Annotated in this window: 9 protein-coding genes; 1 reads left to right on the top strand and 8 read right to left on the bottom strand. The window is 51.2% G+C overall.

What is annotated here, in order from left to right; all coding sequences use genetic code 11:
- Positions 1 to 190: 190 nt before the first annotated feature.
- The 5 genes from ACO08I_RS04000 to ACO08I_RS03980 all read right to left on the bottom strand — a co-directional run bounded on the left by ACO08I_RS04000 (position 191) and on the right by ACO08I_RS03980 (position 5,330).
- Positions 191 to 799 carry a UpxY family transcription antiterminator gene (locus ACO08I_RS04000; RefSeq protein WP_044227661.1) on the bottom strand — a complete coding sequence of 203 codons (609 nt, stop codon included), beginning with the start codon at positions 797 to 799 and terminating at the stop codon, positions 191 to 193.
- A gap of 237 nt (positions 800 to 1,036) precedes the next feature.
- The gene (locus ACO08I_RS03995) at positions 1,037 to 2,332 is read right to left on the bottom strand and encodes a nucleotide sugar dehydrogenase (protein WP_282777442.1); all 1,296 of its coding nucleotides are present in this window, start codon (positions 2,330 to 2,332) and stop codon (positions 1,037 to 1,039) included.
- Between the two features lie 79 nt (positions 2,333 to 2,411).
- Positions 2,412 to 3,557 carry a DegT/DnrJ/EryC1/StrS family aminotransferase gene (locus ACO08I_RS03990; protein ID WP_282777444.1) on the bottom strand — a complete coding sequence of 382 codons (1,146 nt, stop codon included), beginning with the start codon at positions 3,555 to 3,557 and terminating at the stop codon, positions 2,412 to 2,414.
- 21 nt (positions 3,558 to 3,578) lie between these two features.
- On the bottom strand, positions 3,579 to 4,784 hold the full coding sequence (gene lhgO, locus ACO08I_RS03985) for an L-2-hydroxyglutarate oxidase (RefSeq protein WP_421948557.1): 1,206 nt from the start codon (positions 4,782 to 4,784) through the stop codon (positions 3,579 to 3,581).
- The gene (locus ACO08I_RS03980; RefSeq protein WP_282777448.1) at positions 4,785 to 5,330 is read right to left on the bottom strand and encodes a winged helix-turn-helix domain-containing protein; all 546 of its coding nucleotides are present in this window, start codon (positions 5,328 to 5,330) and stop codon (positions 4,785 to 4,787) included. It lies immediately after the preceding gene.
- 320 nt (positions 5,331 to 5,650) lie between these two features.
- Here ACO08I_RS03980 and ACO08I_RS03975 point away from each other — a divergent pair, with 320 nt between their 5' ends.
- Positions 5,651 to 6,871, top strand: coding sequence for a pyridoxal phosphate-dependent decarboxylase family protein (locus ACO08I_RS03975; protein ID WP_282777450.1), 1,221 nt, complete (start codon positions 5,651 to 5,653; stop codon positions 6,869 to 6,871).
- On the opposite strand, the gene ACO08I_RS03970 is transcribed toward ACO08I_RS03975, so the two are convergent.
- From ACO08I_RS03970 to ACO08I_RS03960, 3 genes are all read right to left on the bottom strand, one after another.
- Entirely contained in the window at positions 6,868 to 8,097 is a 1,230-nt protein-coding gene (locus ACO08I_RS03970) for an S-adenosylmethionine:tRNA ribosyltransferase-isomerase (RefSeq protein ID WP_421948556.1), read from the bottom strand. The two genes, ACO08I_RS03975 and ACO08I_RS03970, sit on opposite strands and share 4 nt — an antisense overlap.
- Before the next feature lie 102 nt (positions 8,098 to 8,199).
- Positions 8,200 to 10,638 (bottom strand): heavy metal translocating P-type ATPase, encoded by a 2,439-nt coding sequence (locus tag ACO08I_RS03965; RefSeq protein ID WP_282777454.1) that lies wholly within the window; start codon positions 10,636 to 10,638, stop codon positions 8,200 to 8,202.
- Positions 10,639 to 10,842: 204 nt separating this feature from the next.
- Positions 10,843 to 12,141 carry a hypothetical protein gene (locus ACO08I_RS03960; RefSeq protein WP_282777456.1) on the bottom strand — a complete coding sequence of 433 codons (1,299 nt, stop codon included), beginning with the start codon at positions 12,139 to 12,141 and terminating at the stop codon, positions 10,843 to 10,845.
- Positions 12,142 to 12,170 lie beyond the last annotated feature (29 nt).

Below are 12,170 nucleotides of genomic sequence, written 5' to 3'. Positions count from 1 at the left end.
ACCGACCCGGCTCAATGCTTCATCGTTCACAGAGCAATAGTGTTGTTCGCAAGAATGTGTATCGTAGCTTTTCAAAGGTTTGAAGTAGTGACATGTAATTTAGGGTATAAAACTTTCCCGTGCAAACCCACCAAAGAGAATTTGCATATGCTGCACTCCAATAATCAGTACGCTATAGTTTAAAGGAATGTTACAAATAATCCTTAAAACGGCCACCTTTGGGCTCGTTATCGGTCCGTGCACTTCCGGATTTGATTTTCCGGAGCAGGCTCGGGTCAATATCCATGATAAGGGAGTAGCCCATATTTTCCAGTTCGATCACGAAGTTCTTTTCGTTCTTTTGGTTGAGAAGAATGCCCTTCATTCCGGTAAGGCTTCCACCCAGGATTTCTACTTCGTCACCGTTGCAGAGGCTCAAGCTTCTGCTTTCCTGAGCTTCCACCTCAATGTTTTCTCCGACGACAAGACGCAAAACATCAATCTCTGTCTCCGGTATGGAAATCAGGTTTTTTGACAAACGGACAAAATTGAGCACATCCTGCGTTTCTACCACCCGGATGTACTCGCTCTTTTTGATCTTGACGAACAAATAGCAGTTGATCAGCGGGAGCTCCAGGTGTTTAACCTTTCGGGTATACTTGCGGGTGACTTTTTGAAGCGGGAGAAAATGCTCAATACCCTTCTTCTTCAGCCGGCCCGCCACCATTTTTTCGCGCTTGTAATTGGTATAAATGGCAAACCATCTGCTTTCGATATTACTCAGGTGGTTTTCGGGTTGTTGTTGAATTGCAGTCTTCATTGGAGGTCTTTTTGTTTTACGAAATACAAAGATTTCAGGACTATGATTTTATGGGGAACGCCTCATCAAAAGGCTAGTAGCTCAAGTTCTAAGTCTCTGATAATTAAGCCACCGGAATTTTGTTCGCTGATGAAGCCTGGAAACGTAGGCGTAGCCGAAGCTACGGCGAGGCTTTTAGGTTACATCAGCGGACAAAAGGGCAAGGCTTGGGTTGTCAAGGATTTAGGACTTGAGCCACTAGAGTCTCCAGTAGGTCAGTCCGGCATCTGCACCGGGCTTTTTATATATAGCTTTTATGTCCATAACAATGGGGTCTTCTTTGCAAATGGACTTGAAGTATTCAAAATCCAGCGATTGATACTCCATGTGGTTGACCGCGACGATCACCGCGTCATAATCATCTGAGGCATTGTCTACCAACGTCAGCTTGTATTCTTTTGCTACTTCATTGGGGGAGGCGTAGGGGTCAGTAATATGTACATTGATAGAGTACTGCATGATTTCTCTGGCGAGTTCAGCCACTTTGCTGTTGCGGATGTCCGCCACATTCTCCTTGAAAGTGATCCCCATGATAAGCACCTTGGTCTGACTAGGGTTCTTACCCCGCTGAATCAGCATTTGGGTCAGCCGTTTGGCAATAAAACCAGGCATACCGTCATTGATGCGGCGACCGCTCAGGATGACCTGGGGGTCATAGCCCAATTGTTTAGCTTTATGGGTAAGGTAGTAAGGGTCAACACCAATGCAGTGCCCGCCTACCAGGCCGGGGGAGAACTTAAGGAAATTCCATTTGGTACCAGCAGCTTCAAGCACTTCGTTCGTGTCGATCCCCATCATGTCAAAGATGATGGAAAGCTCATTCACAAATGAGATATTGAGGTCGCGCTGCGTATTCTCAATCACTTTCGCCGCCTCTGCAACTTTGATAGAAGGGGCTTCGTAAATGCCTGCTTTTATAATGGCTCCGTATGTTTTTGATATTTCATGGAGGGCTTCTTCATCGCTTCCGGAGACAATCTTCAGGATTTTTTCAATGGTCCGTTCCTTATCACCCGGATTAATGCGTTCGGGTGAGTAACCGATTTTGAAGTCCTTACCGAGTTTCAGTCCCGATAGTTCCTCCAAAATAGGCAGGCAGTCTTCTTCAGTGCAGCCCGGGTACACAGTGGACTCGAAAATAACATAGTCGCCTTTCTTCAGCACCTTGCCCACTGTTTCAGAGGCGGAAAGTACAGGCTTGAGGTTGGGGACTTTGCTTTCGCTCACCGGCGTGGGGACCGCTATAATGTGGAAGTGGGCTTCTTTGAGCATGGCGGGGTCGGCTGTGAAGGTGATCCGCTTATTGTCAAAAGCGCTGCCCTCCAGTTCTTCTGAAGGGTCCTCGCCGTTTTTCATCATTTGGATACGGTCCTCGTTGATGTCGAAGCCGATCACTTCAAAGTCGCGTGCAAATTCCAGGGCGAGTGGCAGGCCAACGTAACCAAGGCCAATAACGGAGATTTTTTTCTCACGGTTTTTTAGTGCATCAAACATAATTAGGGAGTCTTAATCTTTTTTTGGATTGGAGAATCTATGGGGAACGGCAGAGGGCATATCCTCCGCCGTTTGTGCTTTATTTTTGGAAAAATGCTTTCACCTGATCGGCAATATGCGCCAGCGTAGGTTCATCCAGTTCCGTATGCATAGGCAGGGAGATCACTGAATTGCACAGATCTTCCGTAACGGGAAGGTGGTCTATCTGCTGGTCCATAGCCTGCTGATAAGCTTTTTGCTTGTACAGGGGCACGGGGTAGTAGATCATATTGGGGATACCGGCTTCCTGCAGATGTTTTTGCAGGGCGTCACGCTTTCCGTTGGCAACCTTGAGGGTGTACTGATGAAAAACATGAGTGGACTTGGGATCTCGTGCCGGCGTCTGCAGCCCTTCGATACCTGCAAAGGCCTGATCATAGTAGTCTGCAGCAGACCGCCGTGCTGCTGCGTACTCATCGAGGTGGGCCAGTTTGATATCCAGAATGGCAGCCTGAATGCTATCGAGTCGGGAGTTGACGCCCACCATGTCGTGGTAGTAGCGCTTCACTTGTCCGTGATTGGCAATCATCTGCAGTTGCTGTCCCAGCGCTTCATCGTTGGTATACAGTGCACCGCCATCTCCGTAGGCGCCCAGGTTTTTAGAGGGGTAGAAAGAGGTACAGCCGATATGGCCGATAGTGCCCGTTTTCTGAGTATGTCCGTCTTTGAAAGTGTAGTCTGCGCCAATGGCCTGAGCATTGTCCTCAATAACCCATAGCCCATGCGCTTTAGCAACTTCCATGATAGGCTCAAGGTCGCAGCTCTGCCCAAAAAGATTGACCGGGACCACGGCTTTGGTTTTTGGCGTGATTGCTGCTTCCACCAGATCAGCTGTAACGTTAAAAGTGTCCGGGTCTACGTCCACCATGACTGGCTTTAGGTTGAGGAGCGCAATGACTTCGGCTGTGGACACGTAGGTGAAGGCAGGCACAATTACCTCATCGCCCGGCTGCAGGCCAACCCCCATGAGCGCGATCTGAAGCGCGTCCGTACCATTGGCGCAGGGGATAACATGGCGGGCGTCCAGGTAAGATTCCATGTGCGCCTTAAAAGACTTTACAGCAGGGCCGTTGATGTAGGCACAGGACTGCAGGACTTCCTGAACAGCAGCATCGATCTCCGGCTTCAGCCGCTCGTACTGTGTTTTGAGGTCCACCATTTGTATGTTCATTTTGACATCAGACATATAATGAAATTGTTTTTTTCGTTAGTTGAGATTTAAATGGCTCAGGGCTTTTCCGGCTACAGTTTCCCCAATTGCAAGGGATGCGGTGGCAGCCGGGCTTGGGGCGTTGCAGACGTTAATGACACCAGGCTTTTCCAAAAACAGGAAATCGTCAATGAGTGTGCCATCCGGGCCGCAGGCCATTGCCCGCACTCCCGCACCGCCTCTGACCAGGTCTGCGGTGGTGATTTCCGGGATCAAATGCTGCAGGGCGCGCACAAAAGCTGATTTGGAATAGGACCGGTAGAGTTCGTTCAGCCCATCCCGCCAGTACTTCCGCGCTATTTGCTGAAAGCCCGGGTAGGAGAGGGTTTCCCAAAGCTCGGCCGGGTCAAAGTCATAGCGGCTGTACCCTTCCCGCCGAAAAGCAAGCACTGCATTGGGCCCGGCCTCAATACCTCCGCCAATCATCCGGGTAAAGTGTACGCCCAGGAACGGGAAGTTGGGATTGGGCACCGGGTAAATCAGGTTGTTGACCAGATAGCGTTTCTCCGGGCGCAGTTCGTAGTATTCGCCCCGGAAGGGAAGGATCTGAAGGTCAATCTCTGGCATGGTCAGCTGCGCAATCTTATCAGAATACAGTCCGGCACAGTTGATGACCAGCCGGCAGGTGATGTCCCCCTTGTCCGTAATAACGGTGCCCTGTCCGGGCCGCAGGTCAATATCCAGCACCTTATGCCCCAGCAGGGCCTCTCCTTCCCGGTTTTGGGCCAGTTCCATATACTTTTCTGCCACTGCACGATAGCTGATAATGCCAGATTGGGGCACCCATATGGCCTTGATGGCACTCACATGAGGCTCTATTTCCCGGCATTCTTCCCGGCTGATCATCCGGATACCATCCAGGCCGTTGGCCTGCCCGGTCTTTAGTATTTTCTCAAGGCGGGGGACCTCGTCAGGGCGGGTGGCGACAATGACTTTGCCGCAAACGTCATGCGGAATGCCATGAGCCCGGGCAAAATCAAGCAGGTAACGGTAACCACGGGCACAATTGAGCGCCTTGGAGCCACCGGGCGTATAGTAAATGCCAGAGTGGATGACGCCACTGTTGTTGCCAGTCTGATGCTGCGCCACGCCTGCAGCTTTGTCGACCACGGCTACGCGGAGGCCAGGCTGCTTCTCAGTCAACTGATAAGCAGTAGCAAGGCCCACAATGCCGGCACCGATTATAGCGACATCATATTGCATCTAGTTCATTTCCATTTTATTGAAATAAAGTAGAAGAGGCTCGGGCGTGAAACGTTCGAGCATGCTTTCGGAAAACTCTTCTGCTTCGTAGAGCAGATACCGGATTTTCCGATTGACCACTTTCTCCGCTTTTTCCACTAATCTTAGCAGGTAGCTCCGGTCTACGGTGCCGATAATCAGCAGGTCGATGATGGTACTGTCTATGCCCCTGGAAAAATCACCGATCAGGTATACCCGCTCCACATTGCCCAGGCGTTCTATGACCTGCTCCACGACCCGGTCTACGCCAATTTGCTTTAAAAGTATATTGTGTATCTCAAAGAAGAGTGGATGTTGATCGTTGGCCCGAAACATTTTTTTGTTGCCAACGGTCTCTGAGCGAAGCATTCCAGCTTCTTCCAGGCGGTTAAGTTCCACACGGATGGCATTGGAAGACTCTCCAAACTCCTGCTGCAAGCCTCGCAGGTAGCTCGTAGTCTTACTGTTGATGAAGAACTTCATCAGCAGCTTAATTCGTGTCTTTGAGGATATTAAGGTTTCTATCATGATTGAGTAATAAAATTACTCAAGCTTGGTAAATAAGCAAGCTAAAGCGGTGAAAAAAAGCTGTGATTACTTATTGCCGACCTTTTCGATAGGGAATACCAAGAAAAGAACGAGCAAAAATGTTGCTCATTTTATTTTGTGTTTGCAGATGCAATTTTAGTGAATAATCTGCTGATGTCCAGTGAATTTTTGAAAAAAAGTGCCTAAAACGATAAACCTTTTCTCAGGGCGCTTTCGGGAGTCTAGTATTGACAGGGGCTTTCGTGCCAATACTGCATTGTAGCACATTGCCGCCCATTTTGCGTATCTATGCTGCAAAAATGCAATTCTGGAGCAAACAGAGCCCCGCGCAAATCCATCAGCGGGTATTCGAGGCACTACGCAATAATGTGGATTACAAAGAGCGTTCCCCCCTTGGCTTGCCGGCATCTCACCTGGATGAGAAGGTCTTTACCCCGCAGGCCGCCATGCTGCGCGAAGCACCTTTTCTGGCTACCCTGGTACAAAACCCCAATCACATCGGCTGCCATACCCTGGGTGATTCAGAGAGCTTCTTTGCGGGCACACAAGAGATTGAGCGGGAGCTGATAGCCCTGTGCGCGGTGGATATTCTTAATGGAGCAGAAGCGGGGCAGTTTGATGGCTACGTAGCCAGTGGCGGTACGGAAGCCAATATTCAAGCCATGTGGATCTACCGGAACTACTTTATGCGGGAGCACGGGGCTGCTGCCACTGAAATTGCTATCCTGTGCTCGGCGGACGCTCATTACTCTATGCATAAAGCAGCCAATTTGCTTGGCGTACACGGCTTTGCCGTAGCAACGAGCCCGGAAGATCGCTGCATCACAGCCTCCGCCATCCGGGAAACAGTTGCCGAAGCGCAGGCCTCCGGGGCTAAGTATTTTATCGTAGTCTGTAATATGATGACCACCATGTTTGGGTCGGTAGATCATCCTGAGCCTTATATGGAGGTATTGGAGGAAACCGGGCAGCCTTATCAATTGCATGTGGACGGCGCGTACGGCGGATTCTTTTTCCCTTTTTCAAAGATTGAGCACACCCTGGATTTTTCCAACCCTAAGGTGACCTCAATCACCCTTGATGCCCACAAGATGGTACAAGCGCCCTATGGTACCGGTATTTTCCTGATCCGAAAAGGGTGGATGAAATATGCCTATACTGAGGAAGCCCAATATGTGCAGGGACTTGACGCCACACTAAGCGGAAGCCGCTCGGGGGCAAATGCCATTTCCGTTTGGATGATTTTGATGACCTACGGCCCGCATGGCTGGTTTGAGAAAATCCATATTCTGAACTACCGGACGGAGTGGCTGTGTCAGCAACTCAGGGGCCGGGCTATCCGGTTTTACCGGCACCCCGGGTCTAATATCGTCACCATCCACAAAAGCGGTATCCCAGGAGAAACAGCAGAGCAGTTTGGGCTTGTGCCCGACAGCCATTCCCAACCGGAATGGTATAAGGTAGTGGTGATGGACCATGTGACAATAGATGCGCTGAGTGAACTGGTGGAAGCGCTTTAGTTTTGACTGCCTGGCAATAGCAAGCTGCTGTCTCCATAGCTAAGAAAGCGGAAGCCTTCGCTAAGGGCAAAGTCATAGACCTTTTTCCAGTCCTCTCCAATCAGTGCGGCGATCAGGAGCAACAGGGTGCTCTGTGGCTGATGGAAGTTGGTGATGATGCCGTTGCAAACCCGGAAGGTATAGCCCGGGGCGATGATCAACTGTGTGTAGCCCTGCACGGTTTCCTGCTGTTGGGCTTCCATGGCTTGCCGCACCGCCTGGAAGCTTTCCAGAGTGGAGGGGCGCTTGCCTTCTTCGTAGGGTGTCCACTGTTGGACATCAATAAAGGATGCCGGTTGACCCGAGCAGAGGCTTTGGCCATGCCAGTACAGGCTTTCCAACAGCCGCATACTTGTGGTGCCGACCGGAATAACCGGCTTGCCTCGCTCCAGATGGGCAATGAGCGTATTCAGTGTGGCAAGATTGATGTAAATACTCTCCTCATGCATATGGTGGTCAGCCAGTGCTTCGGCTGATACCGGCTTAAATGTTCCGGCGCCCACGTGTAAGGTGACTTCCAGTGTTGAGATGCCTTTTTCTTTCAGGTCATCAAATACCCGGTCCGTGAAGTGGAGCCCGGCGGTAGGCGCTGCCACCGAGCCTTTGGTCTTGGCATAGACGGTTTGGTAGCGGTCTTCGTCTTCCGGCACGTTTTCCCGGTTGAGGTAAGGGGGCAAGGGGATAATGCCTGCTGCCGCGAGTAATGATCCGAATGCTATACGGTCATCATTCCATTCGAATTCAACTTCGAAGGCGTTTTCCATGCGGCCGATCCGGGTGGCTTGGAGTTGCACATCCCCCAATTCGGTAGTGATCGTCTTTTCGATTACACCGGTTTTCCACTTTCGGTTGCCGCCGACAAGGCATTTCCAGCGCACTTTCTGCGCACTGGAAAAGTTTTGCTGGTATTCAGCCGGTGCCAGGGGCTCCAGGCAGAGTATCTCCAGCCGTTTGTCGTTGGGCAGGGTAAAGTGCAGTCGGGCGTGGATGACCTTGGTGTTGTTGAAAACCAGCAGTGCGCCCTCGGGCAGTAGTTCCGGTAGCGCCCGAAAGGAATGAGCATCGATTTTTCCGCCATTATAATACAGCAGTTTGGAGGCATCCCGCTCCTCTAACGGGAATTTAGCAATCCGGGACTCGGGCAGTTCGTAGGAGAAATCCTTAATATTGATAGACTTGGGATCCACTAGGCTCTGGTAATTGGTTCGCAATCGCGCAAATGTAAAAAATCACATAACAACTCCAGTGCTTTTGGGTTCGCAAGCGTCATTGGTGCGTATGTGCCGCGCTCAAAGCTTCAGCTTACGGGCCAGGATGTTGCTGGACAACGTCCCAAACAACACGATACTTATCGAACTAAGCGGCATCAAAATCGCTGCTACAATAGGCGACAAAGCGCCCTGCACGGCAAAGCTCAGCCCGATAATATTGTAGATGAGTGCAAAACCGTAGGCATAGTACACCAGCCGGATACTCTTACGCGCAAACTCAACGAAGTCGGGCAGGCGGTCGAAGTGGGCTGCATCGAGGATAGCATCACAGGCCGGGGTGAAGTTATTGGTATTTTCTGCGACCACGATTCCTGCATCGCTCTGCTTCAGCGCACCGGCGTCGTTCAGCCCGTCGCCCAGCATCATCACATTTTCTCCCTTCGCCTGCAATTTGCGGACGAATTGCAGCTTGTCCTGCGGGCTCTGCCGGAAAAACATTTCCCCTTTGCCTTCGAATGCAGGTTCCAGCAAGCTCCGTTCCCGGTCGTTGTCACCAGAGAGGAGAAAAAGGCGTGCGTGCTGAGCGAAGTAGTGTACCACTTCCCAAAGACCAGTACGGAAATGGTTTTCCAGCCGGAACGCACCTCTTACCTGCCCGTTGATTTGGATATACACCCCGCTTTCTGCAGCCACTTTCTTATCCATAAATGCAGCAGAGCCAGCTTTTAAATGATAATGGGATACGTTGCCGGCTACACCTTGCCCAACTACCTCTTCCCAGTTGGATACCGGGTACAAAGCGGTGTCCTGAGCCGGTTCATCAGCACTGAGATAGGCTACGATTTGCTGGCTCAGGGTATGACTTGAAGGCTTTAACAGAGCACGTACCATTTGCTTTTCGTGGGCATCAAGCGGAGCTCCCTCAAAGTGGATCGAACTCTGATGGCGATCGGTGAGGGTGCCGGTTTTATCAAAAATGATGGATTGTACATTGCTTACTGCTTCTATTACTGCCGTATTTTTCAGGAAAAACCGGTTGCGGGCCAGCACGCGCAGTGCATTACCGAAAATAAAGGGCACTGCAAGGGCCACGGCACAGGGGCAGGCGATGATCAGTACTGCTGTAAAGGCGTTAACCGCCAGGCCGGTATCGTACTGCAGCCAGTAGCCCAGCGTGGTGAAGGCGATAATCAGAATGGCAAAGGTGAAGTATTTGCCCACGCGGTTAGCGAGTTCACTGGTACGGGAATCGGTGGCCTTGGTGAAGGCTTCATCGTTCCACAGCTGAGTCAGATAGCTCTGGGAAACGCGGCGGGTAAGGCTGACTTCAATGCTGCTGCCGGTTTGCCGCCCCCCGGCATAGACTTTCTCCCCGCTGTTACGCCCAACGGGTTCGGATTCGCCGGTCACAAAGCTGTAGTCAATCGCTGCTTCTCCGTTAAGCAGGACACCATCGGCAGGAATAAGCTCGCCATTTTTGACTTCTATGATGTCGCCCGGGTCCAGCTTGTCGAGGGTGGTGGATGTGGTGCTGCCGTCTTCGTTTTTGCGATGGGCCGCAATAGGGAAATAAGACTTATAATCGCGTTCGAAAGAGATGCTGTGGTACGTCCGTTGCTGAAACCATTTGCCAGCCAGCAGGAAAAAAACGAGCCCGGCAAGGCTGTCGAGGTAGCCGGCTCCGGTATGGGTCAGAATTTCGAATGCGGAACGGCCGAAAAGAGTCAATACGCCCAGTGCAATCGGCACGTCAATATTCAGGTTGCGGTTTTTCAGGCCCAGCCATGCGGATTTGAGGTAGTCGCTGCCAGAATAAAAGACCAGGGGCAGGGCTAAAAGGATATTCAGATACCCAAACAGCTGGAAAAACTCGCCTTCCAGGGTCTTGTCCAGTCCCAGGTATTCCGGGAAGCTGAGCAGCATGATATTGCCAAACGCAAAACCAGCCACCCCAAATTTGTAGTAAAAGGAGCGGTCGACCAATGGTTTTTGGCTACCGTCCAGATTGCTCAGGTTGATGGCAGGCGTGTAGGCAATGCTGTCCAGCAGTTCGACCAGTTGCCGGAGGCTGATCACTGACTCGTCAAAAGTGACGTATACTTCCTTTTTAACGAAGTTGACGGTAGTGGCCTGAATGCCAGGATTGAACTTGTAGAGGTTTTCCAGCAGCCAAAGGCAGGAAGCGCAGTGGATGGCGGGAATGAAGAAGGTAACGCGGGTCTGATCGTCATTGGCAAAATCGATGAGCTTTTCCCGGACATCAGGATCGTCCAGATAGGCGAAAGCAGCCTGCTTTTTGCCTTTGAGGCTCATACCAGCCTGCTCATCAAGATCGTAATAACGGCACATGCCATTATCATCCAGTATTTCGAAGACCGTCTTGCAACCTTCGCAGCAGAAGTCTTTGTCGTCCAGCTGAATATGAGTGGGCGCACAGGGCTCACCACAGTGGTAACACGCGGGTGAGGTATTGGGCACAGCCCCTTGTGTCATTGGCTTAGTGCTAACGGTCGGCATGTTTGGCTTTTTTCATTGGTTACGGCCCGGGCCGTTTACCTTTTGCGAACTAGAAAAACAGTTGTCTTTCGTTTGTTTTGTGCCATAAATGTACGATACCGTGAAGGGCAGGCGGGTGACTTTTGTCACTGTCTGCTGATGATTCTTGTCGGCAAACGGGATTTGCTTTTTATGCTTCCGGCGATGTAGATTTTTTGCTTGGATTTACGGGCTTTTATTCCCTGCTTCCACCGGTTTTAGCTTGGTTCGCTCACCTTCAGAATGTTCCCCCTGCCGCTCCCGTTCATACTGCCGGATGAGGTAGGCATACCAGGCCACGCCCACAATGTACATGGCGACGGTAATCAGGAAAATGCTAACATAGCGGAACTCCATTTGCCGCAGCCAGCCGAACAGTTTCATGGAAACAAACCAGCTGCCTGACCAGACAGAAGCGTTGAGGGCACTCATGATTTCCTGGTTTCTGGGGCCTACGTAGTACATCGTCAGTTCGGAAGTCATGGGCGCCGCAGCACTCATAAGGGGCTGTCGCAGCACATAGGCTCCGATGGCAATGCCCAGGGCAAATGGCAGGTGGGCATAGTACTCCGTGGTGGCCAGGGCAAACAGCATAAAAATGGAAGCCGACTGAAAAAAGGTAATGGCGACCTTGTATCCGAAACTGCGCCGGACATACGGCATGATGGCCACCGTCATGGCGACCAGGAAAAAAGTCAGGGAGCCTACCAGCGAGAACTGATCGGAGGGCAGCCCATGCACATTGAGGAAAAACAGATTGATAACGGGTATGGTAAAACCGGCACCAACGGCTATGATCAGGGTAGGCGTGAGGGCTTTGAAAATCGTCCCCCAGTCATATCCGCGCAGCACTTTCCGGAAGGGTACTTTTTGCGACAGCTGTTCCGGCACCCGAATCCGGGAGACAAAGAAGGCACCGGTGAGCCCCAAAACAGAGATGCCTTGAAGTACCCGCTTTTCCGTAAAAAATGCCGGGTCGATCTGAGTCAGGATGAAATTACCAATACCGATCAGGCAAATGGTACCGGAGAAGGACAAAAAAGAAAGCGAAATGGCCTCCGAGTGGGCCTCTTTGCGGGCATTCAGCAAAATAAAAGGCAGCACCGTGATTTGCATGCAGGTATAAGCCAGCCCCCAGAGCATGGCAGAAGCATTCACCACCTGCGTCCAGCCTTCTCCAATAGCGTGCAGCAACACCAGCGACATGACCGGTGTGGCAACCGTAGCCACGTAAAAGAAGGGCTTCAAACGCCGCCCTTTGATGAACAAACCGATTGGGAAAGCCAGGCAAAAGACCGCCAGGAACCGGTAGGAAAGTACTTCCGCGACTTCATAATCTGCAAAGCCTTCCTCTGCCATGTAGTAATTGAGGAGCAGAAAGAAAGCCGTATTGATGCCCTGCACAAAAAACTGCGCCACAATCAGATAGATGACATGGCGGGGAACTTGCCTGTAGCCGTTAAGTACGCTTTGAAGTGGGCTCATGCTTAGGAAAAGGTCTGGAAATTGAAAAC

This window comes from Phaeodactylibacter xiamenensis, assembly GCF_965229835.1.
GTDB classification, from domain to species: domain Bacteria; phylum Bacteroidota; class Bacteroidia; order Chitinophagales; family Saprospiraceae; genus Phaeodactylibacter; species Phaeodactylibacter xiamenensis.
This window is presented reverse-complemented; position numbering and strand designations above follow the sequence as displayed.

What these genes read in the sequence shown, in the direction of transcription:
- ACO08I_RS04000 (WP_044227661.1), bottom strand. Translation starts at nt 799, where the DNA reads ATGAAGACTGCAATTCAACAACAACCCGAAAACCACCTGAGTAATATC.
- ACO08I_RS03995 (WP_282777442.1), bottom strand. Translation starts at nt 2,332, where the DNA reads ATGTTTGATGCACTAAAAAACCGTGAGAAAAAAATCTCCGTTATTGGC.
- ACO08I_RS03990 (WP_282777444.1), bottom strand. Translation starts at nt 3,557, where the DNA reads ATGTCTGATGTCAAAATGAACATACAAATGGTGGACCTCAAAACACAG.
- lhgO (WP_421948557.1), bottom strand. Translation starts at nt 4,784, where the DNA reads ATGCAATATGATGTCGCTATAATCGGTGCCGGCATTGTGGGCCTTGCT.
- ACO08I_RS03980 (WP_282777448.1), bottom strand. Translation starts at nt 5,330, where the DNA reads ATGATAGAAACCTTAATATCCTCAAAGACACGAATTAAGCTGCTGATG.
- ACO08I_RS03975 (WP_282777450.1), top strand. Translation starts at nt 5,651, where the DNA reads ATGCAATTCTGGAGCAAACAGAGCCCCGCGCAAATCCATCAGCGGGTA.
- ACO08I_RS03965 (WP_282777454.1), bottom strand. Translation starts at nt 10,638, where the DNA reads ATGCCGACCGTTAGCACTAAGCCAATGACACAAGGGGCTGTGCCCAAT.
- ACO08I_RS03960 (WP_282777456.1), bottom strand. Translation starts at nt 12,141, where the DNA reads ATGAGCCCACTTCAAAGCGTACTTAACGGCTACAGGCAAGTTCCCCGC.